19 protein-coding genes and 2 pseudogenes are annotated in these 23882 nt (G+C 56.4%); 4 read left to right on the top strand and 17 right to left on the bottom strand.

The window, feature by feature from the left end:
* Nucleotides 1-7: 7 nt before the first annotated feature.
* The 13 genes and pseudogenes from DVH23_RS19335 to DVH23_RS19275 all read right to left on the bottom strand — a co-directional run bounded on the left by DVH23_RS19335 (nucleotide 8) and on the right by DVH23_RS19275 (nucleotide 18592).
* Nucleotides 8-5497, bottom strand: coding sequence for a DEAD/DEAH box helicase (locus tag DVH23_RS19335; RefSeq protein WP_114579041.1), 5490 nt, complete (start codon nucleotides 5495-5497; stop codon nucleotides 8-10).
* Nucleotides 5494-6270: a hypothetical protein gene (locus tag DVH23_RS19330; RefSeq protein WP_114579040.1), complete on the bottom strand. Its 777-nt coding sequence runs from the start codon at nucleotides 6268-6270 to the stop codon at nucleotides 5494-5496. Before DVH23_RS19330 ends, DVH23_RS19335 begins: the two co-directional genes overlap by 4 nt.
* Entirely contained in the window at nucleotides 6270-9296 is a 3027-nt protein-coding gene (locus DVH23_RS19325) for a hypothetical protein (protein WP_114579039.1), read from the bottom strand. Before DVH23_RS19325 ends, DVH23_RS19330 begins: the two co-directional genes overlap by 1 nt.
* Nucleotides 9293-10195: a hypothetical protein gene (locus DVH23_RS19320; RefSeq protein ID WP_114579038.1), complete on the bottom strand. Its 903-nt coding sequence runs from the start codon at nucleotides 10193-10195 to the stop codon at nucleotides 9293-9295. Before DVH23_RS19320 ends, DVH23_RS19325 begins: the two co-directional genes overlap by 4 nt.
* Nucleotides 10188-11018 carry a hypothetical protein gene (locus tag DVH23_RS24395; RefSeq protein ID WP_198668014.1) on the bottom strand — a complete coding sequence of 277 codons (831 nt, stop codon included), beginning with the start codon at nucleotides 11016-11018 and terminating at the stop codon, nucleotides 10188-10190. Before DVH23_RS24395 ends, DVH23_RS19320 begins: the two co-directional genes overlap by 8 nt.
* Nucleotides 11019-11074: 56 nt before the next feature.
* Complete coding sequence (locus DVH23_RS19310) at nucleotides 11075-14221, bottom strand: exodeoxyribonuclease V subunit beta (RefSeq protein ID WP_114579037.1); 3147 nt, start codon at nucleotides 14219-14221, stop codon at nucleotides 11075-11077.
* Nucleotides 14222-14328: 107 nt separating this feature from the next.
* Nucleotides 14329-14448, bottom strand: a pseudogene (locus DVH23_RS19305) (IS5/IS1182 family transposase); the annotation flags it as partial.
* A gap of 80 nt (nucleotides 14449-14528) precedes the next feature.
* Complete coding sequence (locus DVH23_RS19300; protein WP_114579036.1) at nucleotides 14529-15497, bottom strand: ArdC-like ssDNA-binding domain-containing protein; 969 nt, start codon at nucleotides 15495-15497, stop codon at nucleotides 14529-14531.
* A gap of 151 nt (nucleotides 15498-15648) precedes the next feature.
* Complete coding sequence (locus DVH23_RS19295; protein WP_114579035.1) at nucleotides 15649-15981, bottom strand: hypothetical protein; 333 nt, start codon at nucleotides 15979-15981, stop codon at nucleotides 15649-15651.
* A 587-nt stretch (nucleotides 15982-16568) separates the two neighbouring features.
* The gene (locus tag DVH23_RS19285) at nucleotides 16569-16919 is read right to left on the bottom strand and encodes a hypothetical protein (RefSeq protein WP_114579033.1); all 351 of its coding nucleotides are present in this window, start codon (nucleotides 16917-16919) and stop codon (nucleotides 16569-16571) included.
* Nucleotides 16919-17056: a hypothetical protein gene (locus DVH23_RS24705; RefSeq protein ID WP_232833830.1), complete on the bottom strand. Its 138-nt coding sequence runs from the start codon at nucleotides 17054-17056 to the stop codon at nucleotides 16919-16921. The genes DVH23_RS19285 and DVH23_RS24705 overlap by 1 nt, the downstream gene beginning before the upstream one ends.
* 112 nt (nucleotides 17057-17168) lie before the next feature.
* A complete protein-coding gene (locus DVH23_RS19280) occupies nucleotides 17169-17804 on the bottom strand; it encodes a hypothetical protein (RefSeq protein ID WP_157972506.1) in 636 nt (211 codons plus the stop codon).
* Complete coding sequence (locus tag DVH23_RS19275; protein WP_114579031.1) at nucleotides 17801-18592, bottom strand: hypothetical protein; 792 nt, start codon at nucleotides 18590-18592, stop codon at nucleotides 17801-17803. The genes DVH23_RS19280 and DVH23_RS19275 overlap by 4 nt, the downstream gene beginning before the upstream one ends.
* 522 nt (nucleotides 18593-19114) lie before the next feature.
* Here DVH23_RS19275 and DVH23_RS19270 point away from each other — a divergent pair.
* Complete coding sequence (locus DVH23_RS19270; RefSeq protein WP_114579030.1) at nucleotides 19115-19393, top strand: hypothetical protein; 279 nt, start codon at nucleotides 19115-19117, stop codon at nucleotides 19391-19393.
* A gap of 1 nt (nucleotide 19394) precedes the next feature.
* Here DVH23_RS19270 and lrp read toward each other — a convergent pair whose 3' ends face one another.
* Nucleotides 19395-19856 carry an HTH-type transcriptional regulator Lrp gene (lrp, locus tag DVH23_RS19265; RefSeq protein ID WP_114579029.1) on the bottom strand — a complete coding sequence of 154 codons (462 nt, stop codon included), beginning with the start codon at nucleotides 19854-19856 and terminating at the stop codon, nucleotides 19395-19397.
* A gap of 412 nt (nucleotides 19857-20268) precedes the next feature.
* On the opposite strand from lrp, the gene DVH23_RS19260 reads away from it, so the two are divergent.
* The gene (locus tag DVH23_RS19260; RefSeq protein WP_114579028.1) at nucleotides 20269-20946 is read left to right on the top strand and encodes a helix-turn-helix domain-containing protein; all 678 of its coding nucleotides are present in this window, start codon (nucleotides 20269-20271) and stop codon (nucleotides 20944-20946) included.
* Nucleotides 20947-21102: 156 nt separating this feature from the next.
* Here the strand turns inward: DVH23_RS19260 and DVH23_RS19255 are convergent, their stop codons facing one another.
* The gene (locus tag DVH23_RS19255; RefSeq protein ID WP_157972505.1) at nucleotides 21103-21345 is read right to left on the bottom strand and encodes a hypothetical protein; all 243 of its coding nucleotides are present in this window, start codon (nucleotides 21343-21345) and stop codon (nucleotides 21103-21105) included.
* Between the two features lie 145 nt (nucleotides 21346-21490).
* Here DVH23_RS19255 and DVH23_RS19250 point away from each other — a divergent pair, with 145 nt between their 5' ends.
* Together DVH23_RS19250 and DVH23_RS19245 are read left to right on the top strand one after the other, a co-directional pair.
* Entirely contained in the window at nucleotides 21491-22453 is a 963-nt protein-coding gene (locus tag DVH23_RS19250; protein WP_114579026.1) for a transcription initiation factor IIB family protein, read from the top strand.
* Nucleotides 22454-22510: 57 nt separating this feature from the next.
* A pseudogene (locus DVH23_RS19245) lies at nucleotides 22511-22810 on the top strand (chromosome segregation protein SMC); the annotation flags it as partial.
* A 300-nt stretch (nucleotides 22811-23110) separates the two neighbouring features.
* Here DVH23_RS19245 and DVH23_RS19240 read toward each other — a convergent pair.
* Together DVH23_RS19240 and DVH23_RS19235 are read right to left on the bottom strand one after the other, a co-directional pair.
* Entirely contained in the window at nucleotides 23111-23416 is a 306-nt protein-coding gene (locus DVH23_RS19240) for a hypothetical protein (RefSeq protein ID WP_114579025.1), read from the bottom strand.
* Nucleotides 23417-23579: 163 nt separating this feature from the next.
* Nucleotides 23580-23819: a hypothetical protein gene (locus DVH23_RS19235; RefSeq protein WP_114579024.1), complete on the bottom strand. Its 240-nt coding sequence runs from the start codon at nucleotides 23817-23819 to the stop codon at nucleotides 23580-23582.
* Nucleotides 23820-23882 lie beyond the last annotated feature (63 nt).

The following is a 23882-nucleotide window of genomic DNA, read 5'->3' as shown; positions in this document are numbered from 1 at the left end:
TCACTAGTTAGTCTTCCCGACTCAATTGTATAGGCCCGGCTACGTCGCTAATACTTTTCCTGTCAAGTGTTTGGGGGTCATTTCGACGATCACAGCCGTATTGGTAGACGCACAACGGGCACCCGCTATCACAGTCGCACTCGAAGTGATCCTCAATCAGTTCCATGGCCTCTTGGAACTGGGGGAAAGAGCCTTGATCTTCCTCTACGAGGATGCGGGAGATTTCACCTCCGCCTTCCTGGGAATCGAACACGTAAACGAAGTCATTTTCAACGCTTTCACTGACCTCCCGTATGTCTATGCCGCCGAGGTACTGGAGACTCACACGAAGCCCGTGAGCGAGCGTGTGTTCTGCCACGTCCGATTCCAGGTTCACCCTTATTCCCTCGGTGGTGTACTTGTGTCCCAACCGTACGAATTTAGAGGGAGAATCAAAGCCATCGGGATCGTGTCCGGAATCAACAGTACACCTTGCGGACTCCTCGTCTCGGACGACTACCCCCGGACACCCTTCAACCCCACAACGTTCGAAAAGAGACTCTTGGGCGTCAATCGCGCCATTTGTGTAGCGCGCTCGATATCCTGTCGCGTGATCGAGCACCTCTAATTCGCCGTACTGGAGGGTACCTATTTCGTCCTCTTCAGCGTCTTCAAGACTGAACGTGCGTTCCGACTCAAACGAGAGAATACTCGTGTCTCGATCCGAAAGCGTGCTCTGTATCCCGGCGTCACTCTCAGAGTGAATCTCTCGCGCTTCGAACCCGTCATCCGTGGAGACGGCTAAGTCTTCCTGGAAGGCTTCGACTGAGTCCATAACTGCCAACCGTCGCCGCTTCAAGGGGGCTTCAGCATTGCATTCCTCACACTCCTGCTGGCGCTCTTGGTAGGTGGTGTGGCAAGCAGGGCAAACAAACTCCTCCCCGTAGTCCACGGTTTCATTCTCCGTGATCTCTTCTTCGAGGGTTTCCGACGCGTAGTCGTCGTAGTTCACTCTGGACACTACGTACGTTTCCCCATTGTGGAGGTACGCGGCTGCCGGATGTAGCTCGTTCATCGCCATCCGCATCTCTCGGCCTCCATCTCCGTCACCAAGTCGTCGACGTTCGTAGTTCTCCGCGATGAGAGTCAGGCCGACAGACGTGGAGATGTTCCTCATATTGAAAGCGTACTTGCTCTGTCTCGATCCGCGGAGGAAGTCCACGTAACCCTCTGAACGAACGTCCGCGAGATGGTCCTGAATCACCTGTTGGCGGTCTCGAACATTGTCAAGCTCTGACCGGATTCGAGTTATCTCTTCGTCGTGAGCGGCCCCCCGTAACTCCTGATTTAGTTCCCTCTCCCGCTCAGACAGTTCATCAACGGTCTCGTATAATTCGTCGGTATACTCCCGGTAGTGTTCGATGAACCGCTCGGTGAAGGACGAAATCGCATCTCCGATTAGATGGCCGTACTCATCCGACGCCGACTCGATCCTCCCCTCACAATCGGGCTCTGAGCACCTGGCCGGACTGGTGGTTTGGTCATACTTTGCGCCACAGGACGCACAGTAATCGTAACCGAGCAAGCTTTCGAGGTACTCCCTGATGTCCTCTTCGTGGTCGTGGAGTAAGGTGCCCAGAATCCGGAGTTTGGGACTCTGTGTTTCCAACTGGAGCGTCCCGTTTTCGAGGACCATCAGATGAGTGAACTTGCTGTATTGCTCGCCCTCGTCAGGATCTCTAACGAAGTTGTCGCCACCTTCGATACGGGCGTTTCGTCCCTCGTGTTGGACGTCCCAATCTACGGCGAAGTTCGCAGCGATGTAGTCCAGGACGGCCCAGCTCAAGGACACCCGTAGAACCTCCTCGTTGTGTTCGTTGAGGGGGACGTCCTTCGGCGACGTATCGATCAAATCGACTGGTTGCTCGTAATAATAGTAATCAATAGGATTACGCTGACTCACGCTATGGACCAGAGCTGATTTCGACCGTCGCCCCGCTCGTCCAACGCGTTGCAGGTACGCGTTCATGTTCGGCGGGGTCCCGAACAGCAGGAGCGAATCGAGCGCCCCGATGTCAACCCCCACTTCCATCGTAGGTCCGGAGGAGAGAAAGTGGGGGTGCTTCCCCTCTTTGAACAGATACTCTATGTTTCTCCGTTTTTGCTTCGGTGTCGTCCCGAGATACGTTTCGCTCAAGAGGAACATCGGGGGGACGTAGCCGATCCTGTACGCGCGATAGTTGAATCGCGGATGGTTCGGGTCACGTTGTTCATCAAAGGTAGTGTCGAATTCTACAACCTCGTTGGGTACGATACCGAACCTCCGTTCCAGGGACGAGTACGTCGCTTGGTCGTGTGGATGATACTGGAGGTCGTCATCCCGACCAGAGGCAGTGACCTCGAGGGCAGCGGGATCAAACGATACGTAACCCTCCTTGACATCGTAGGCAAGGATACCCTGTTCCGCGAGTGTGTCAACGGCACGGGTAGCGTTATCTGCCCCGCTGGTCTCTCGGAGATTATCGATTCCGATGTCGTTGCCTTCGTCTACTATCGCTCTAAGGACTGCGCGCTCATCGGAAGACAGGTCGTTCGCTTCTCGGAGTTTGACGTCAAGTACGCCATCGTGAACGAGTGGGGGATCCCGTTCGTCGAAGCGACCGCTGTACGTGTGAGGGACTACTCGGCGAAGTAATCGGTCGCGCAGAGCTTCCTCCGAATTCCACCGGCGGCGAGCTCGGCCTTTCAACTGGCTCCGTAGAGACACCTGTCCTTCGGAGACGTCCCTTACCTCCGAAAGGGATTCCTCGAGTTGGTTGAGACGGTCACCTGCCGTCTCGAGTACTTCATCGAGCGGGACCCATGAGTTCTCGTCCTGATTCGAAACGACTCCGTCGTAGAGGAGTTGGTCGAGAACCGTCTCGGCTTCGGGGTCCTCGAAGTCCCGACCCAACTCGTTCATATCCCGGTGTGAATCGGCGAATGATAGCATCTTGGCCGATTCGAATCCCTCGTCAGCGGCCACTCCTCGCAAGAGGTACTGGGACGTCGTTACGGCGAGGTTGTTCGGACTGCGCATCAGTTCCGAATAGCGCTGTCCGCGCCCACTGATGCTATAGGACGTGCCCGCGTGGTAGCAGGGAACTCCGGTTCGGAAGTCCGTCGGACTGCGCAACTTCCCCGTTCGGTCGAACATGTGGTAATTATCCGGCTCGAAGGTCCGGGCCGTCAAGTCTGGATCGTCGCAATCGCAATTGTGTCCGGGAATCAGCGTCGATTGGCAGTTCTGGCACTCCGATCGCTCCAGAACCTCGTAGAGTCCGGCCTGGGCAAATGTTCTGGAGCCACAGTCACACTTTCCCGGGGGCTGGGCCTCGAAATAGAGTTCGTCGCAGTCGTCCTTTCTGCATACCCAGGGGAAGAGGTGCGTGTTCAGCACTCCCTCACCGCATTCACATTCGATCCCGCCCGCTGGGATCCGCTCGTAGGAACGTCCACACGACGGACAATCCCCTCCCTCGGGCCGGGTCTTCAGCTGTCGGTTTTCTCCACCGCAATTCGAACAGTCTGAGGAGATAGTCAGTTCACCTTCGCAATTCGGATTAGTGCAGACTGCGACGTCGCCGTCAGTCCGAACAGTGGGCGCGTCGCATGCAGGGCAATCGCTCGTTGTGCTACGCTTTTCGACGTGACCGCACGAGCCACATTCGAGGTAGGGACGGAAAGTCACGCGGAGCATTCCCACCTCTTCGTCCCTGGCAGCGGAACACCGCTGACACTCTCTGGACGACTGCTTGACTCCGCCGTGCTCGGTGGGCATGTACGATTCCAACTGCCCGCACTTGGGGCAGTACCAACTCACCAGCGACTCCTCATCGCAGTGATTACAGTAGCTGGATCGCGTGACGAAGCGACCGCCGCATTCACCACACGTGTCCCGTGGCGACCGATAGACGGCATCGCAAGTCGCACAGCTATAGAACCCGTCCATCGGCCACGAGAACAGATGGCTCCGATTTTCGAGGAGGCCGGAGAACTCGCCGATCGTTCGAAAGTTGCTGAGAAGCGTTTCGGCGTCGGCCTCATCCAACTTGTATTCCGCCTGAATATCCGAGAGGAGACTGTCCCGTGTACGGGGCTCCTTGTTGAGATCCGAGTATAGCTCCTGAATCGCTCTCACGACTCGGCTACCTGGATTCTCCCGAGTTAGATAGTCGAACAGCTGGTCGCTGACTGCGTCCGCGAGTTCGTTATTACTGAGGTTCTCGTGATCTTCAACGAGGAAGGTAAAATCGCCGAAAGCGTCGGGTGTCGCACTCGGCTCGTGGCCCATCTTTATCAGATCCTCTTCGAAAATATCGGAATCGGTCAGAGCAGCAGGAAGTCCATTGGACGATTCGTAGTTCAACTCTCGAGAGTCTTCGTCGACGTGCTCGATACTCCCGACGCCACTGACCTTCCTGAAGAGTTCGTCATGATTGCCAACAGTCGCGCTGCTGGCAATCACTTGCAGGTCGTCGTTTCCGAACCGCTTCCGGCGCAGAGCACGCATCCGCTTGACGAGCATCGAGGTATAGGAGCCGAACAGGCTGGAGTACGTATGGACCTCATCGAACACGAGGAAATCTGGTTCGTAGAGGAACGTGTCGTGTTCGTCCGGGGCGTTGACGTTGATCGCCTTGAGATTGATCGTGTCAGGGTTCGTGAGAACGATATCCACGTCGCCGCGAAGTACGTCGTTTTTCGTCAGGTGAATGAATTCAAGCGGCACGTCGTCAACGCACTTCGGCTTCTCCGGCTTGGCTGTGAAACGGCCTTGGTCCGGTTCCACGCGGAGACTTTTTCCGCAGGTCTGGCACTTTTCGAGGTCTTCGTTGTATCCCGGACACTCGAAGTACTTGAACGACGAACGCAGGTATCCTTCAGCTCCGCTCTCACTTGTGTCCCTCGGCGTGTCGCCGTCGTAGATCCCGACCGTGATGCGCTTCCGCTTCGGAAGGTGGCGGTTGATCTTATACAGGTACTCGATCAAGCGCTTCAGCTGGTCCTGAGCGAGCGCTTTCGTTGGGTAGATCAGGAGCGCTTTGACACTCTTGGGATCGCAGTCTTCGATTTCTCCTTCGCGGGCCCGTAAGATGTAATCGAGAATCGGAATCAGCCACGCCTCTGTCTTTCCACGGCCTGTAGCGGCGGTTATGAGTGTGTTCTCTCCCTCTGTGATTGTCTCGACGCTGCGCTCTTGGAAGTCGTAGAGACGTTCGAATCCCAGCGAAGAGAACGCCTCGATAATACGGGGGTGAAGCCCCGCATCTGCTGCGAAGTCCTCCCACGGATGCTCACTCCAGTTCGGAATGTTGAGGGCCTGGAGATAGGGTCCGCGAGAACCAACGAACGGGTCATCCGAATCCGTGGCCTGAAATCGTCGATGAACGTTCCGCGCGGCGTTACCGAGGTCGCCAAGCAGGTATGCCTCGTAGGCGTCCTTGATCTGTTCTGCGCGACGAGCCGGATCGTTCATCGAGTGTCAATCTCCATTCGGATTGCCGATTCGAGGTCATCGACGCTTTTTATCTCCTTGATGATCTCGACAGAGAGTTCGTTCAGACGGACGCTGCCCTCCTCCGAGAACCGCTTGAGTATGTTCATGGCATCCTCGCTCAGTCCGTGTTCCTCCTGGAACGAGTCCCATCCGTGCTTTCCGGCGTTCTGTTCCCACTTATCGGTCAAGTTGTCCCACCGCGACTCCAGAGACGATAGGGTCGTTTCCTCGTCCCACATCGCATTATTGAGGAACGCATCCATATCCGATAGCACCTCCTCAAAATCGCTCCCGGCACCCCCGATAATCTGATTGAGGTCACGGGCAGACTCGATTTCTCCTTCCCACTCCCGCTGGTGTTCTCGAATCGCGTCTATCGTCTCGCTCCGAGCGTGACGCACTACCTCTCGAGCGTCCTCGACACTCTGGAGGATTTCATTCGTCCGCCTGTCTTCGGCCGCACTGAGTACCTCTTCATCGGTGATATCAGAGACCTCACGAACGCGCCGGACCGCTCTGTCGACTTCGTTGAGGCGGTTGTCGCCGAAGGCGCTCGTCAGCACTCCGTCGTAGAAAAGCAGGCCTTCGACGGACGAGTCGAGGCTGCTGAGTTCCCGCCCTAAATCCCCGATGTTGTCCCTCGCTCGTCGGATCTCTGCCTCTAGATCGTTGGCCCGTTCGGCACGATCCGCTTTCTTCCCCATCTCCTCGATTTTCTGCTTGAGTTCGTCCTGAAACTGAGATTCGCTCATTACTGGATGCCCCCGATAGTCTGCTGAACTGAGTCACGTGCGTCCCTGAACGCCTCGAACTCGGTCGAGGACTCTACCTGATTTCGGAAGTCCCCAACTTCGCTGCCTTCGGCGTCTTCCAACTCCTCGACCATCTCCGCAAAGACCTCGTACACCTCCCATGCAGTGCTCTCGTTCAGACTACGTTGATATTCGTGTAGGAGAGCGATTGACGAGATCGCGTCGTCTGCCTCCGCGTCTTCAATTTCGTTGAGAGTTGAACGGAAATCTCCAAGACCGAGGTCACTCTCGGAGTCGTTCAGTAACTGTCCGATGTCCCTCCATTTCTGACGGTGGGTAACATTCAATGGGCCCAGCCCGTTTTCCATTTCATCGTAAAGTTCTGCTAGTTCCTCCTGAGTATGGCTCAGGTGGTGGAACCTCTGGTAATAGTTTGTTTCTTTCCGGAGGTTTTCGACGTCTACTTGCTGTTCCACCTTCTCCAGTTCCCCCGCTAGGTCGGAGTAGTCCTCTACAATCTTCCCGAAGCGCTTCTGGGAGTTGTTTCGAGTCGTCCCGATTCTGTAGGCATCCGCCAAATCATCGACGCTCGTCGTACTTAGACCACTCAGATAACTTTCGAGATTCTCGGACACGCCATTGATGGCTTCATTGAGGCGCTCAAAGTCCACTATGTTCTCTTTCAACAGGAAGAAGCCGCGTGCGAGACTTCCGATGTCTCGCGTGTGATTAGACACCCGCTCGAAAGCGCCTTCGAGGCCCTGTGGGAGTTCTATTCCGACATTAGATTGGTAGCTGAGGGGGGACGTCTCTTCCATCTGGTACCCCTCGAAGACTAGTTCGGGCGAAAGCTCGGTTTTCCCCTTACCGAGATTCATCACTAGGAAGTGAGCGAGGACGACGAACTCCTCTATGGTCATCTGCTCGGGGAGGTGGCCTTCGATGTCCTGCCGCATCCGACTCCGATACTCCACAACCTTGTTGGTTGCCCATCCCCGGAGTTTGTCGAAATTGGCGTCGTCCTCGAACGAGTCCGCGTACCCGTGATAGAGCATCTGACGGTACAGTTCCTCATTTTCCGTACCGTGGGGGACTTCGAAACTCATCGACGCCGGCGAGTCAGCACCTCGTATAACTACGGGCGGCTCTGATCCCCGATCGAAATAGAGCCCCGTGGTGTTCCTCGCTGTGGAGTTCTCGTTCGCAAGTCTTGTCGGGTCGTGCCATCTCTCCAGCGTGGCTACCACGCCGTCTCGGAACCGATCCGCGGATGCGTACTCCGTACCGTCCATCAGCCAACTCTGGAACTCCCGGTAGTCCTCTGGCGGGACCTCAACTTCCGGTTTCGGATCCGGACGTTCCTCTTTATCCTCTTCTTCCGTCTCATCTTCATCGTCCGTCTCTTCCTCCGATTCACCTTCCTCCGGTTCCTCGTCGGCTTCGTCATCGGTGTCGCTGGGCTCAGGGGTCAGCTCAGTTCCCGGTTCGCGCTCGATTACAGTCACGTCCCCCGCTGCAAAACTGGTGTCGAAGAACACGTTCCCGTCTTTCTCCGCCGCCCCCTGCGCATCAACTCCAAACGCGTCGAACACCTCGGTCGGCAGCCAGAGATGTCCCCGGTGTTTCAATGCGTACCATTGAGTCAACTCGAGGCACGGCGTAGAGTGCTCGTTGATTCCGATGAGGTAGGGGCGTTGGCGGACGTAGGAGTTGTTCTGGACTGCCTCGAACGGAGGCACGTCGGAGGTGAGGCATTCGGCGATGACGTGGACGAGTAAAATGCGCGGCGTCTGCTGGAGGTTGCCATCCTGCACGAGATTGGCATAGACGTGACGAATGAATGCCTCGTTGAACGGGTACACCGAATCGAATGCCCCCTCTGGCACCTCGGCACTCGCTCCGGAATGTTCCTTGATCGCGTCGAGGTACGCCTTAACGAGGACGACGGGAGCGCTCCGTCCTTCGAGGAAGTAAGCCTGACCGCTGTCATCGGTCATGCTGAGATATCCCTGCGTTCGCTGTTTCATGTAGGTCAGCGAGTCTTCGCTCGTCGATAGCGCGTCGTCGATATTCTCGCGTTCCCACCCCGTCGTCCAACCCATAATGACGTCGTAGTAACCGCTGGACAACTCGAAGATGTGGTCCAACAAATCGTCTTTGAGCACGCTGAACGTAGTCAGGTCCTCGCAAATCAGAACGGGACGCTTGCCTTCTTCGACGTAAGCTTCGGAAATGTCTTCTAACTCGCGCTTGAAGTCTTCGATACCGATGTTCCGGGTCAGTAGATCGTGGACAGCGCGGCGAACTACGGGATAGACATCGTCCTCTCGCTTGGTTTCCCCGTACGCACTGAAACAGATCCGTCCGTAGTCCTCACGGGACAAAAGGTACTCCTTGATGTCCTGCTCTTGGCCTTCGCTCTCAACGGACTCCTGGTACTCCTCGATATTCTCGACGAGAATCGTTCTGAAATCTTCCGCATTCGAACGGGGTTCGAGGAACTCCTCCAGATCGAAGCTTCTGAGGGCGCCCTGTCCTTTGTAGAACGTGTGGAGTCCCTGAATGATGAAGTCCGCAACGTCTTCTGGGTTCAGCGAAGAAATGTCGTTGACTTCTTCGTATTCTTTGTCGATTGGGTCGTGGAGGATCTCCAAGATCTCGTCTAGCCTGGTGTTGCTCCTGGAGATGTGGATTGCGACGTGTTCGTCGTCGATTCCATCGCCCTCGTCGTATCCGTTGATTTCGTATTCGAGCCACTGGCAGAGGTGGCTCTTCCCGCTTCCGACCTCGCCCTTGACAATGAAGATGCGATTATCGTCTTTTAGGTCTGAATCCACGACTGCGTCCCGGAACTGGGACTCCGTCACGAAGGCGTCGTCTCCGCTGTGGGGACGCAGTATCTCCGCCCGTATCTTGTCTATCTCGACGTGGGTCTCTCGGAAGACCTCGGGAGTCTTCTGCTGTGACTCCGGTTTGATGAAATCCCCTACGACATCCCGGTCCCAATTGCGAACTATTTGAGTCATGCTTTGTACCTCCGTTCCGAGCTATCGAGCGGGTACCAGTACGAAGGTTTGTCTGGTGCGGCTTCGATCGTGTAGTCGGCCGGTGTCTCACTGTCGTCGATGCTTGTCGGGAGGTCCACGACTTCGCTCCGGTCGGACATCCCCGTGAGTGACAAGACCCCGTCCGCAACGAGGCTCTCCAGGACATCGGCGACCCCGACGTGGACTGCCGGTTGCCCCCCCGTCCGACTGAAAACCGGGAAGAAATTCCCATCGATCCACTCCAAGGCGGCTAAAATGGTGTCCCCGTTAGCACGATGACGTTGATGGTGGGACAGTAGCTCGTGAAGCACGGCTCTGCTCGGGGACAGCAGTATCTCGTCGTGGTCAGAGGAGAACGAGATAGCTCCGAGAGGCGCGAGGAGATTCGTCCACATCAGGATTTTCTCCTCCCTCCACTCGAGGTCGTAGTCGGTCTCCCGATCGACCTTGATCACAAGGTCGTCTACGGAGACGCGACGAACTCCGTAGTGCCCCGTGTCGGACAAGATCTCTTGAACGGCTATCTCGTAGACGGCAGCGAGATGGGATTGTTTCCCCGTCTGCCGCTGTATGTGATGGAGCAGTTTCGGTTCGAACGAGAGTTCGAATTCCGGGAAGATGTCCCTGTTCATCGTTTTGAGAACATCTTTTTCCGTCTGTTCTATCATGTCAATAGTCCTCAGGAATCGGAGGCAGTTGTCGATGTGATCGGTTTCGAGGCCCGAGGAGCTTGGACGGCCAAACCGATTCTCGATCTGTGAAAGCGGAGTCATGGGCTCAATGTCAGTGTAAATCGACTTGAGCTCGGCTCCGCGAACCGTTCCGTAGCCCGTCAGGAGCTTTTCCGGTTTCGACGTGTTGTATTTGTAGTCAGGCATCGGGGTACATCTCCGAGTTTTGTCGGCGACGTTCGTCGAGGCGGTCCGTTCTGAACTGACACTGCGTGAGCATCGAATCCATCTTGTTCGCTATTTTTTGAATGTCTCCCCGTTCCGTCCATGAGCGTAACGCCTCCCGAATTCGCTCCGTATACCTGTCGAGGATCTCCTGTAAGTCGTGCTCGACGAAGTAATAGAGCGGGTCCCAAGCCGGACTATTCGGAGGCGCCGTTTCGTAATCGAACAACTCCGGGAGGGTACTGGCTGGCGCACCAACGGCGTTGTGACCGTCCGAGATCTGGTGATAGTAGAGGTTTTTGGAGCCCCGGTTGGTCGAGACAGGTAACGCCGAGTCGAGGTTGTCTCGGATGTAACTCGTCACCCTCGACTCGTAATCGATCCCTTTGTTCGGCGTGAACTCGTCCACGAACGAACGCTCGGTCGTGTATGCCGGTGTCCGTGGTGCGTTGGTATCAGTGACGACGATGTAGGTGTCGTCTTCTGATCGCTGCTTCAGGAGCGACCGAACGAGGTGTTGCTCGCCGCATTCGGTCAGCCCCTCTTGGTTCACGACATGGACCAAGGGGAACTCGATCTCGTGAGGATCTACATCCTCCGGATCGAAGTAGGTGTACGAAACTGGCTTGAAATCGTTGTCCCAGAGGTCTGTGTGTATGACCCTGTCATAACCGTGCTCTATGAGCAACGGGAGGCTGCGTAATTGAGCTCTCGGCTCGTGGGTGTGCTCACCGACGTATGGATCTCGAATGACGATGAGTTTCGCATGCGTCTGCCCAGTCAGTGAGGGGAGCCCTGATTCCACAAGTTGTCACAACTTGTGGTCACCTGATAAATGTATTGGACGAATAGATCTTCGTCCTACTGCGAACCGTGGTATTCAGGACGGGCGGGGCAGTTCCAGCGTAGATCACATTCGGTACAGGTTCCCTCAGATGGCGCGTCTGCGGGAGAAATGTCGAACCAATCACCGCCCTTTCGATCCTGTTCGATGTCCTCCACGGTTTCTTCGAAAGCGGAGAGTGAACTCTCCACTGACCCCTCTTGAAAATTGAGTTCAAACATTGCGTCGTCTCGATCGTCTTCTCCCAAAAAGTAGATTACTCCCCTCTGGGGATACTTGCCCTGCTGATAGCGATATAGTTCTGCATAGGTGTTCAGTTGGGCTTGGTAGTCGTTTAGCTCCCGACTCCCGTCCGGCCGTTGTCCCGCCTTGTAGTCCCAGATCTCGTAACCGTCTACGTCGTCTCCCGCGAGAACGTCAACGACGCCTTCCAGAACGAAGTCATCTCGGTTGCTTTGAAGGCGGTGTTCGGTGTCAACGACTCTCGGGTAGAGTCGCTCACCTTCCTTCCTGTTGAAGCGTTGAATGTACGAGAGCGCAGTGTCTTCGGCCTCTTGGCTCATCGGATAGATGTTCCGCGCTTTCAGTGCTTCGGCGACCTCGTGGAAGTACGTGGCAATCTCGTCGTCGGTCGGAATTGTCTCTTCATCGTCGTCCTCAATCTCCCCGGCGTAGTGTCGATGCGCCCGATCCAGTGTTTCGTGGACCACATGCCCGAAGAAGAGTTGTGTGACGTGGTTGGGTGCGAAATCGAGTTCGTTATAATACCCGTACTGGCGTTTACACCGGCGGTAGGCTAGCACGTCACCGGTGATGCTATACCTGCGTTTCAATCCGACATCGCTGTGGGGACCGACACTTCCTCCCACCAAGTTGAGAAAGTCATCGGCGGATTCGATTTCTCTGGCCCCTGTGAACCAGTTCTCTGTCAGAGGGTCCCCTTGTTCGGTATAACCCAGGGAGAGATCATTCGTCGTCCCCTCTTGGTCAAGTAGAAGGAGGTCCTCCTCCGCTCGGGAGTACGCCACGTAGAAGCGGCGTATCTCGTCTCGGTTGGCCCTCTCGTCAGTAGTTCCAGTGGGATGTATGTCAGCATACGGCTCTAATTGTTCCTCCAGCCAATACGTGCCGCCCGTCCAAGGTTCGCTGTCGAGGTCGCTGACGAAGGTCACCGGGAATTCGAGACCCTTGGCCTGGTGAACGGTCATCATCTGTACGAAGCCGTCCGGGATTTGGTCATGGGGATCCTCAGGTTCGTCGAAATCGGACGCCTCCAGGTACCCGCAGAACACGTAGTAGAACGACCCGAGGAAACGGGTTGATACTGACAAGGTTCTCGAAGACTTCTGCATGTGTTCCGGCCCGGTGATACTAGCGAAGGAGTCGAACAACTTAGAGAGACGACCGAGCCTCTTCCCTCGCTCCGGGCGGTCGGGAGTTTCGATCCACGTTTGGAATGGCTCGAACGAGAGCATCCGGTAGAGCAGTTCGAGGACGGTATACCCCAGAGATTCGCTGTCGCCTGCACGTCTGAGTTCGCGCCGTTTCCTGCGGACGTAGTTGTCCAACTCTATCGCATCGTAATCATCAACGAACTCATCGAATTCCTCGTGCCAGTTCTCGATCTGTCCCTTGACTCGCCCCATAACGCGTGCCGCTTCCACTCCTTCCAGTTCGGGATCCAGACAGCGAATAACAGCGCTCAGCGCAAACCGGACTTCCTCCTGTCCCAGAAAAGCCTTGTTTCGAGGATTATAAACGGGAATGTCCCGCTCCCGGAGAACCTCCGCGTATTTACCCGCCCATCGAGAGTTCTCCTTTGTGCTCTTGAAAAGGAACGCCACTTGGCTGTAATCCTCGATGTACCCTTCGTCGTGGAGCTCTTCGACTAATTCTGCTGCTGTTTCTGCTGGCCGTTCGTCACTGTTACCGACCAGAAGTGACTTGACACTCTTCCGTTCTCCCGTCTCCTCACGGCCTACAGCCATCGGGTCTTTGTTGGGAGCGCGTGCCCCCTCTCGCTGCATCAGGGGGTATTCGTTCATATATCGGTTACACCAGTCCACGATATCTTCCGTAGAGCGGTAGTTTGTGTTCAACTGCTCCTGCTGAACGGACGCACCAAATCGCTCTTTAGCGCGCTCCGGGAACTGGATCAGACACTCCACGGTACCACCCCTGAAGCGATACAGGGCCTGGTCATCGTCACCGACAACGGTGATATTCGGATTATCAAGCTCTTCCGTCAACCGGAAATAGAGCTCTTGTTGAAGCGGGTTCGTGTCCTGGTACTCGTCAACGAGGATGTGTTCGAGCGATGGGCGCTCGCGGTCCGGTTCTCCTTGGATGAACCGCTGGCCGGCCTCGCTTCCGATGAAATCGATGAAACGCTCTAGGAGGCGGGCAAAGTCACATCGGCGATTCTCCTTTAGGGTCTCGCGGTATCGGTCAAGTCCTTCAGCACAGATCCGCCATTCAGGTTCCGGAGCATGACGCATAGACTTCGTATCCGCCAAGTACTGGGACACCCGATTGAATATTTGAGAAGTGCCATCAGTCGCTTGCCATTTGTTTGGGCCGTACTGAGAACTGACGCGACGCGGCAGTACCTCCTCGAAAAACTCCCAAGCGTCCTCCGATAACTCATCCGAAGTGACTGTCTCCCAGTCCTCTGCGTCGGCGTTTCCCTGGAGAACAGACACGAAGTCACAGTTATTGTACGTAAAGAGCTGCTGGCCGTCTTCATCGAGAAGTTCTGTATTCGCATATGCGGGATACCGATACTCCTTCATTATATCGTTACAGAGAGAATGAAGGGTGCCGATGTGGATTTCGTTGACATCGATCTCGTCCTCGAAACCGAATCGGTTTAGTCGGTCAACTATCCGCTCTTCTAAGTTCTGAGCGGCTTTCTCAGTGAACGTCGTCAGGAGAATACTTCCTGGAGCGATGTCGTCAACGAGTAGGAGTTTGAGAGTCCGCGAGATCAGCACTTCGGTTTTTCCACTGCCCGGTCCCGCAGTAATCCAAAGCGGCCCGTCACCCGCGAGTATAGATCGCTCTTGGCTATTGTTGAATTTCCAGTCCTCGTCATCGAATCGGTCTCTGTTTGCTTCTTCCAGTAACGAGACAAAAGTGTCCTCAGAAAGCGGAAGAGATGGCATATGTCAACTCTCTCTACCCGGCCAAATAAGTTTGGCGTCAAGGTTCTGAGAGCGTCTCATCGACGCGCCTCTATGTTCTGCTCTGTTGAATAGATGTTGAGCCACAGTTACAGCGGTTCATACAGTAATTCTATGTTGATGATGGCGAACATCAGAACAATCTCACGGAACTGTCGATACCAGCCCAGCGCTCATACGGCGTCGCCGAGCGAGCGCTTTGCTGTCGAAACCGCGTTTGAGCGACAGAATGTTTTCACCCAGATCTCATCGAATATAATTATCGGCCCTTAGGGATCGTGGCTTTGCCTCAGACTGCCTTGCTCACCTTTGATTCGGCGGGCATCTTGGTTTTCTGTTTGAGCGTTTCGATCAGTTCTTGGGCCGTGTTACTAATCCGACCGAGCCGGTCAGAGATCACCTCGAGATCGTCACCGCTCCACGCAGCGAGATAGAACGCCGAGCCACTCGTATCTACCCCGAAGTACCGCCCGACGACGTACGCGACGGCTTCGGCTTCGATTTCGCGTTTCACCCGCTCGGTGTTGTCGTCGACGTCGAAGTGGAGCAGTGCGTGGGCGTACTCGTGGATGAGCGTACTCGCGAGGTCGGCCCGGTTCTCTCGATCTTTCACTTCGACCCTGGGGTGCATCGTCATCACGCTTCGACGTGTACAGACGCCCGTCGCTTCCCCGTGGTTCCACTCGTCTGAAGGGATGATCCGAGTCTCAATCTCCAACTGGTCTGCACTCTCGAGGAGGGCCGGGACCAGCTCACCCGGATCACCAGTTGCTTCGGTCTCGAGGTCGGGCAGAGGTTCTCCCTCGGTTTGGGAGATATCGAAGACAGAAGCGGGTTTGAATCCGACGAGGCCTTTCGACCACTCGTCGGGAGACGTTTCGTCGTACTCACAGTCACTGTTCTCATGATACGACGGCGAGTTTTCGCACTCGGGACACTGCTTGGTGATGATCGGCGCCCAGATCCAGATCGCGCTCTCGCCTTCCTGGACGTGCCGGTCGAACTCGTTGCGCCACGTGTTGTACCCCGCGACACGAGTCGCCTCTGGACACTGCAGCTTGATGAGAAGGGAATTGCGATGGGAGTAGTCGTGGAAGCGACTCTGGATGTCGAGCCACTCTTGGAATTCCGCGCTGGCCGCCGCCTCGCCGACGTCAGTGACGAGATCGTCGACCCATGCTTCGATCGTACGGTTCATCTCGTCGCTTCGCGTCTCCGTTTCGGTGAATGAGACTGCTCGCTTTGTGGTCACAGACATTGGAATCACTCGTGTTGACGCTCTCGCCTGCTCGAAAGCGCCTCACCCCTCTCAGGGGCCCAACAACACCACTATCGGAAACACCGGATGCCGAGTGAAAATCCGGTATTGTGTGTATTTCCGTCGCGGAATAATCGTCTACAACGCTCGTCTACTGCTCAAGATCCTGTTCTAAAAGCTCAGCAGCGAGATGACTGATCGATTCAACTTCATCACGGGGAAGTCTACTTGTTGCGTCGGAATATTCGAGAACAGTTACCGGACAGATGGGGGCATTGATGCCGTCGTCGTCAGGTGCGGATTTGTCACCGACCTGTATCTCCGTAGTGCGGTCTTCGACTTGGGCTATCACATTAGTTGCAATTTCGTATGCACCCCATTCTTCGATGGCCTCCGATTTATTAGCGGCAAGTTCGTCGACGAACTCTTGATAGTCTTCTTTGGACTCAAAGTGGTGCATCGATGGGAGCTGATCAGTAGTCATACTGGTGCTATATCAATATGTGCGATGCTAGATTAAAGATACCGGGCCCGCCCCGCGACGCGGTTGCCTGAGGACAGTGGGACTTGATAGGCTGGTTATTCCAATACGAGTAGTCCAAGAAGAGACTCTGGCCATCGAGCAACTCTTGGAACTCGGCGTTGGCCTGCATCTCATCGGTTTGGACAGAAAGGTTGCTGATCCGTTTTTCAATGGGACTGTTCATCTCGTCGGATCGCGTGTCAGTCGAGTTGAACGAGACTGACGAGTTACTGATGGTAGTCATGACTTTATTGATCGATTCACGAACCTGCGTCAGTTCAGGACGCGCTGCATCCCTTTAGGGTGCATAAACAACTACTACCAGGTGATAGATAGCTATTGCATCCATCTTGTTCAGCACATAGTCATCCGATCGATAAACCAGATATGAACCGAGTCTTGGAAAGGGCGGTTAGCTGCTACGTAGTTAACCCACACTCGAGTATCATCCTGCCTGCGTGGGGTAACTATGAGCGACCGATACAGTTCTTAATTCGAATCTTCGTCCCCTTCGAAGAGCGACCAACACACCCGGTCACGTAGGGGTCTTAGTACGCAGCCCAGCCGAAGAAGAGCCAGACGTCGCCGTGTTTGCCCTCGAGTCCGTGCTGTTCGCGATAGCGTGTGGCGGCTTTCGTTCCCGAACAGTTGATCGCCCCAGCGGGACCGCGCTTGCGCTGGATTCGCTGATCTCCCTGGTCGATCAGTTCACGGGCAACGGTCAGTTTCTGGCGGCCCTTGTGCTCGTGTTCGGGGATCACGGTGAAGGAGGTCTTCTCGGCGATCGTCCCCGTGTACCCGCTGTGACCGTGCATATGCTTGGCGTCCTTGACGGCACTGGTGAACGCCTCGTCGGCGGTTGTGCCGAACGCAAACGTTTCGAAGATGACAGCGCCCATCAGTGTGCCTCCATCTCCTGTTCGAGTTCACGTTCGATCCGGGCTTCGTAGTAGCGATCTGGATCAGCCGGGAGATCGGGCTCGTCGGGCTCGCAGTCCTCGGGGCGGACGCCCGGTGGGAGGTTGTCGAACATCATTGTTCGCCTCTGCTCGTGGCCTGTACTGCCGTTTCTGGTCGATCAGACATCTGTGAAACCCTCCACCCCTCTCAGGGGGCGAACAACACCACGAGCGTCCGCAACTGTAGGGTTACTCGGAAATGAACGTCGCGAAGGATGCTTGTCGGCTGTCGAGTGTGTCGGGCACACCGAGTGTTTGGAGCCACTCCCAGGTTCCGACGATGTTGGGTGCAGAGCCACCGGCAGTCGTCCCGCTGGCCTCCAACGTGTCCTCGATGAACGCCTCCTCATCGTCGTAGTCCTTGTACTCGCGATAGAACACCAGATGGACCTCAACGGCATCTCGAAGGAGGAACTCGAACAAGGCACTATCAGCCACGTCGCCGTGCGTATCCTTCCAGTCCCGCCGGCTTCGCACTTCGACGCCAGTATTCTCTGCGAGGTATCCCTCGTCGACGAGCTGGGCCTCCGTATAGGAGCCGATCGTTCGCAACGGATCGAAATGGCGGCTTGTCCGGCTGCAATCCTCGAGTTCGAACGCGGTCGGTGTCAGTGTCGGAGCTAGCTCTCGAGCAAGTGGCGCGTATCGCTCAGCTCCCGGCACGATCTCGTGCTCGCAAAGCAGGCACTCGATCAGTGGGTCGGCGTTCGGACAGTCCTCGATCGTCTCGACGTGATCGTACTGCTGCTCATAGAGATCGACGGCGAGACAGCGGGTCGAGTGGAACTCAGCGCCGAAGCCACCGCGATCGGCGAACCAACTCACGGTGACCACCGGTCGAACGTTGACTGCGACTCGGGTGGGTCGATCGGGCAGAGAAACCGCCACTTGTACCGTTCGCGGATCGGCTTTTCCTCGCGGTTCCCTGCCTGGGAGGGCTGGGTCCACCCGGTGCAGATCCATCCTTTGTCTCGCAACGCTCGAATCATCGCCCCGTCGTAGTCCGCACGAACGAACGTGAGCAGGTAGCAAACGTCGTCTTCACAGGTCGGACTCTGGACGAACCGCTCTTGGCTTCGTGCGAGGGTCGCGCTCGCGAGATTCGCCATCCGAACGCCGAGACAGACTCGTGCTGCCTCGATGATCGTCTCGCCGGAGATGACTGTCGTGGTCGCGACGTCGGCGTCGCTGACAGTGGGGATGATCCGTCGAGCAGTCGATCGCAACTCGGGTGGGAGTCGCTCGATGTCGGAGTCACTGATCGGCTCGGGAAAGAGGTTGCCGTCAGGTCCGAAGTGAAGTCGCTTTTTCGAGAGCAGTGGGTAACGGTAGGTGATCGCACCCATCAACTCGCCCCGGTAGTAGAGGCCGTGATGGGTGAGGTTCACCGACGGGAGGCTATCCATGTAGGCGTGGTGAGCATCGTAGATCGTCGCGGCCTGTTGGCGCGTGATCGGTTCGACACTCACCCGGTCGGCGAAGGATAACCCGAGTGGGGCGGTGAACGGCTCACGGTCGCGATCACGATGAATCGGGCAGGTACAACCCAAGTCGTCCCCCGTCTCGAGGCATGTATAGAACGATTCGACTGATTGGTTCGTGACGTGCGTCATTTCGATCCTCCATCCCTCACAGGGGGGTGAACAACACCACGGGCGGGCGTGATGACGCGCGGAAGCCGTGGTGAGCGTCTCCCACATCTCCGCCGTTATCCTGTTTTCAGAACCATTTTCACTGTGGCTGGACAGCCTATTTACACTCGCCGCTCTTCATTCCAACTACCGACAGACAGCGTGGGAACAGACCCCGCTGCTCAGGCTGAGTACAGCGAAGAGATCGCGAGTATCGAACTGCCAGGAGGTCATTCGACGTACTACTATGAGCCCATTCACACAGCGGGTCAAAGCAGCCGTTGGTCGCCGCAAGCCATCCGCTCTCCGATATGAGTGTCGCCATTGTGGAACCACTGTTGACCGTGAAACTGAGCAGTGCCCGGTCTGCGATTCGACAGAAATTGCGAGCTACCCCGTATAGCCGCCGATTCACTGACACAGGCGTTGATTTGGTTGCTCGTATGTTGAGCGCCAGAGAGACCGAACAAAAATCGATAAACCCCTCGCGTTCGAAATCTGAATATGAACGTGGAAGTTGAACCTGGTGATGAGGTCGAGATTGCATACGAATCGACGCGGTCAGGGAACACGGTGTCGCGAACGGGGACAGTTGTCCAAGCCCCAGAAGACAACGGGAAGATCGTGCTCTTCGTCGAAACCGACGACAACCAGCTCACCGGCGTCACATCCGACTACGTGTTCAGTGTCTCGTCGAGTGAGAGTGATGGCGACACCGATGACAGATCTCGGGTCCAACGGACTTCGTCTCTTGGCCCGCTCGTGTCCGTGACCAATCGATAGCTCAGTCGTCTGCAAGAGCTAGCTCGAACTGCTCGTTTTCGGTGACAGCGTTGAGGACGACGCTGGTGTTGGATTCGTTGATATCGGGATCAGTCAGCAAGGCCTTGATCTGGTCGTTCATCTCGTCCGTGTCTCGGAACCGCCCGATCGCGATCACGTCGTAGTCGCCCGTGACCTCGTAGACATTGGTCATCTGTTCGAAGTCGCGTAGCCGATCAGTAATATCGGAAAGGGCGTCCCCTTCAACTTTGAGTTGGATGACTGCCGTGACATCGAAGCCGAGCGCATCGTAATTGAGCCGTGGAGTGAACCCCTCGATGACACCCTCCTCTTCGAGGTCTGAGAGATGATTCGAGACGGTCGTCACCGAGACATCGAGATCCTCAGCGAGGCTCCGCAGGCTTGCCCGGCCGTCGTCCAACAGCGCGTTCACGAGTTCCGCATCGAGATTCTCGTACGTCATCACCCTGGACTATCCCATCCAGCTACTATACTGTGGCGCGTGGCCGTTGACAGAAAGACGGGTGGGTGGTCCCTCATTCATACGGTCTGCTGTAACGATTTACCGACGAAACCGCATACAGGTCGCGGTTTCGCCGGTGATGACTTATAACAGTCCGTATCAGAGCGAGTGGGACCTTGTCTCGAGCTATCTTTCCCTATATAAACCGCTGGAATAGTCAGGGCTACAACGCAACGGGCCAGGAGATGTATCGATGGACAGGATCGATCCGGGTGGCCGCGAATTGTCGGCCCGGCAACCTATCCGTTCTAATCATGACCTATACCCAGATAGCCGATAGTGGCGGTGTGTCGCTCGTGTATCGGTCGCCCGGTCGAACGGACGGGTCCGATCAGACAGGGGGTGAGGCGGCATGACGACCGTCACCGAACTCGCCCTTACCTCCAATGAGGTTGCGCTCGCCGAGACGTTCGAGGCGCTGCCCGACCTCGAGATCCGGATCAAAAGTATCGTCGCCGAGGGTCCCCAGCAAGCGATGCCACTCGTCTGGATCTCCGGCGAACCGCAGGCTGCAATCGAGGATGCACTTGCCGACGACTCATCGGTCACCGAATTCGACCGTCTCATCGAGGGATCCGACACGGATGAGAACCTGTACCGGATCGAGTACGCCACAGGGGTCAGCAACATGTGCTCGGCGATCTTCTCGAACGACGGGACGATCCTCGACGCGCAGTGTTCGGCCACCAACTGGACGTTCCGCCTGCTCTTCCCCGAGCGGAACCTCCTCTCGGAGACGGTAGGCGAACTCGAAGACCAGGGGATCACCGTCGACGTCAAGCGGATGGTCGAGGCCGGCCGCAACGCTGACCTTGAGGAAACCGCAGCACTCACCGAGGCTCAAGAAGAGGCAATCAACGAAGCCTACGACCGGGGCTACTACGACGTTCCTCGCCGGATCTCCCTCGAGGACTTGGCCGCCGAACTCGACATCTCGCACCAAGCACTTTCCGAGCGCCTCCGACGGGCGAACAAGGTCCTCGCCAGCGAACAGATCGGACAGCCCGGTCACGACGAGATTGCCCACTAACGCAGGGGCCTGCTGACAACGACGTGATCACGAACTCACAAGCTAGTCATTCTGTTGTTCTGCGACGACGGTTAGCGACCGCTCATAGCGATACAGGCTTGTATCGGAGGGACATCAACCATGCCTGTCTCACAACAGACGTCCCACGATCTTCTCCTATAGTTTGACGACGTCGAAATCAGCTGGTGAATCCCCATACCCGATCGTGGCTCGTTCGACCCAGAATTCGGCATGGGGTTGGGCTTCGAGTATTGCCTTCCACGCTCCCTCTGGACCATCGTACGGGACGACCCTGATACGGCGGCCGGTCTGTTCGTCGTCTCGCTCGTCCCACAACGACCACTCCATCAGGATCCACGGCTCGTCGTCATCCGCAGTATCAGACGGAGGATCATCCACACCTGTAGTTTGAGTGCCAGCGGCGTGAGCGTGATGCCTGTACCTGCCACAACAGACGTTCGCCAGCAAGCCCTGCTGACGAGATGAGAGTCGCATCTGTTCGAAAGGAGACCTTAAGGTTCTTCAGAATGGTTCCCTTGGTAACATGGAACGCCCCACTCGTCAACGTGAACGGAAGAAGAACTCGATGCAGGCCGAAAAAACAGATGATCGAACCTGCGAGGAGTGTGGCTCAACTGCCCTCGTCACGAGTGAAGATCAGGGTGAGATCGTCTGCGAGGAGTGTGGCTTAGTTGTTGAGGAAAAGAACATTGATCATGGGCCTGAGTGGCGAGCGTTCAACGCCACCGAACGAAACGAGAAATCCAGGGTTGGGGCACCGACCACCCAGACGATGCATGACAAGGGCTTGACGACGACCATTGATTGGCAAAACAAAGACGCCTACGGGCGCTCGCTCTCGTCGGGCAAACGCCAGCAAATGCAGCGACTTCGCAAATGGCAAGAGCGCATTCGGACCAAAAACGCTGGCGAGCGTAATCTTCAGTTCGCACTTACCGAGACCGATCGAATGGCCTCCGCGCTGGGAGTTCCCGGATCAGTACGCGAGGTTTCCAGTGTGATCTATCGCCGAGCCCTGTCGGAAGATCTCATTCGTGGCCGATCGATCGAGGGCGTCGCAACAAGTTGTCTGTATGCGGCCTGTCGTCAAGAGGGCATCCCGCGGAGTCTCGAGGAGGTTACCGACGTTTCCCGAGTTGAGAAAAAAGAGATCGCGCGAACGTATCGGTACGTCGCTAACGAACTCTCCCTTGAGATGAGGCCTGTCGACCCGGTGGAGTACGTCCCGCGATTCTGCTCGGAGTTGGCGGCCAGCGAAGATGTCCAGGCGAAAGCCAAGGACATCATTGAGACCACGGCCGAGAAGGGGTTGCTCTCGGGGAAATCGCCGACCGGGTTTGCGGCGGCGGCGATCTACGCAGCCTCGTTACTCTGCAACGAGAAGAAAACCCAACAGGAGGTCGCAGACGTCGCTAACGTCACAGAAGTCACGATTCGCAATCGCTACCAGGAACAGTTCGAAGCAATGGGGCTGCCGTCTTCCTAAAGATCCCTACGGACCATCAATTGATCTGACGACCAGATAGAAAGCGCTCCTTCGGGCATGCTCGACTACGCGAATATCGACCGGATCTGGATCGAACACCTCTCGGAGAGCGAACGCGAACTGACGGGACTCGTGTTCGCGCTCGCGGGCTACCTCGTCCACGACGTCTACGAGCAGGTACCGTTCATGCTGCTCAATTCCCTGGAGGCAATCGACTCGGATCGGATCGCCGCGCTGGTCGAGTATTTCGAGACGTATGCGGACTGTCTGATCGTCGCCTTGCTTCCAGAGGACGCAAGCGCCCTTGACGACGCCCACAACGACGTTACTGAGATTTATCAGGGGTTACATCGGTGAGTAGGGGCGTGTCTCTGCTACCCGCCGACCCGGTCGATAGTGACGATCAGCATCCGTCTTTAGTATTCTCGGCCTCATTGTCAGTCGTCTCCGGTGTTTCCGGCTATTGTAGGGCGGTACAGGCACTGTTCGCACTCGAGATACTGCTTTCCTTTCTCGTCGACCCGTCCCGCCAACACTGCTGCCTCGCAGCGAGGACATGGATCACCGTGTGCGTACACTCCACTGGTCGGCGGATTCGGAGTCGTTGCAGCCAACGTGAGGACGCGTGTTCTCGCGTTCGCTCGTGGAGGTTGGTGGTCAGTCATCGAAGAGGAACTGTGCGCTGGCGTCCTCGCCTGTGAGCGTCTGTTGATCATCGGCCGTATTCGCGAACAGTGGTGACTGGTCAGTGTCGTCGGCCTCTGACTGGCGCACTTCGACGCGATCGTCGATACCGAACTGGCTGGCTGCGGGCCGATCGAGGTGCGTATCTTGATCGCGATGACTGACGTCGGCGCCGAAATCCTCGAGGGAGGTCTCGACGCTTTCTCCGGTTAGTTCGAGCTCACCATCGTCGGTGAACGCTGCTTGGTGCTGGATCGTGATCTCTGGTCGATCGCTCATCTGTGAAACCCTCCACCCCTCTCTGAGGTCCGAACAACACTACCGGGCGGCACCGGTTGCTGGCGGCCTTGTGCAACGCCGTTGGAGGTTCCCGCCCGCTGTTGCACAAGGCAACGAAACCAAGCCGTCTTGCTATAATCGTCGGGATAGGCTGTGGGATCACTCACGACTCGTCTTCTTCACGCAGTTCTTCGGCACGCCGGGCAAGCATCTCGAGGATTGGAACGCGCTGTTCGTGCTGGTTCTCGTAGGCGACACACTCCTGGAGCGTCTCCATATCGTGGATCGTGACGATGCACGCGTCCAAGAGGCGTGGATTCGCTGTCCCAAGCCGTTGTTTTGGTGTCAGTCCTGACCGGCTGTTCTCCTCTCGGCTCGGAGTTCGATCGGCGTCGTCGCCCATAATTGATCTCACTTCACCCCTCCCGGGGTAACGAACAACTCCAGGGAACGGTACACTCTGTCT

This window comes from Saliphagus sp. LR7, assembly GCF_003344565.1.
GTDB classification, from domain to species: Archaea; Halobacteriota; Halobacteria; order Halobacteriales; family Natrialbaceae; genus Saliphagus; species Saliphagus infecundisoli.
The sequence above is the reverse complement of the archived record's forward strand: the minus strand, read 5'-3'. Positions and strand labels throughout refer to the sequence as shown.

Bases quoted from the DNA above. Each gene is read 5' to 3' on its own strand.
- DVH23_RS19335 (WP_114579041.1), bottom strand. From the start codon at position 5,497: ATGAACGATCCGGCTCGTCGCGCAGAACAGATCAAGGACGCCTACGAG.
- DVH23_RS19330 (WP_114579040.1), bottom strand. From the start codon at position 6,270: ATGAGCGAATCTCAGTTTCAGGACGAACTCAAGCAGAAAATCGAGGAG.
- DVH23_RS19325 (WP_114579039.1), bottom strand. From the start codon at position 9,296: ATGACTCAAATAGTTCGCAATTGGGACCGGGATGTCGTAGGGGATTTC.
- DVH23_RS19320 (WP_114579038.1), bottom strand. From the start codon at position 10,195: ATGCCTGACTACAAATACAACACGTCGAAACCGGAAAAGCTCCTGACG.
- DVH23_RS19310 (WP_114579037.1), bottom strand. From the start codon at position 14,221: ATGCCATCTCTTCCGCTTTCTGAGGACACTTTTGTCTCGTTACTGGAA.
- DVH23_RS19300 (WP_114579036.1), bottom strand. From the start codon at position 15,497: ATGTCTGTGACCACAAAGCGAGCAGTCTCATTCACCGAAACGGAGACG.
- DVH23_RS19295 (WP_114579035.1), bottom strand. From the start codon at position 15,981: ATGACTACTGATCAGCTCCCATCGATGCACCACTTTGAGTCCAAAGAA.
- DVH23_RS19285 (WP_114579033.1), bottom strand. From the start codon at position 16,919: ATGGGCGCTGTCATCTTCGAAACGTTTGCGTTCGGCACAACCGCCGAC.
- DVH23_RS24705 (WP_232833830.1), bottom strand. From the start codon at position 17,056: ATGATGTTCGACAACCTCCCACCGGGCGTCCGCCCCGAGGACTGCGAG.
- DVH23_RS19275 (WP_114579031.1), bottom strand. From the start codon at position 18,592: ATGACGCACGTCACGAACCAATCAGTCGAATCGTTCTATACATGCCTC.
- DVH23_RS19270 (WP_114579030.1), top strand. From the start codon at position 19,115: ATGAACGTGGAAGTTGAACCTGGTGATGAGGTCGAGATTGCATACGAA.
- lrp (WP_114579029.1), bottom strand. From the start codon at position 19,856: ATGACGTACGAGAATCTCGATGCGGAACTCGTGAACGCGCTGTTGGAC.
- DVH23_RS19260 (WP_114579028.1), top strand. From the start codon at position 20,269: ATGACGACCGTCACCGAACTCGCCCTTACCTCCAATGAGGTTGCGCTC.
- DVH23_RS19250 (WP_114579026.1), top strand. From the start codon at position 21,491: ATGGAACGCCCCACTCGTCAACGTGAACGGAAGAAGAACTCGATGCAG.
- DVH23_RS19240 (WP_114579025.1), bottom strand. From the start codon at position 23,416: ATGAGCGATCGACCAGAGATCACGATCCAGCACCAAGCAGCGTTCACC.
- DVH23_RS19235 (WP_114579024.1), bottom strand. From the start codon at position 23,819: ATGGGCGACGACGCCGATCGAACTCCGAGCCGAGAGGAGAACAGCCGG.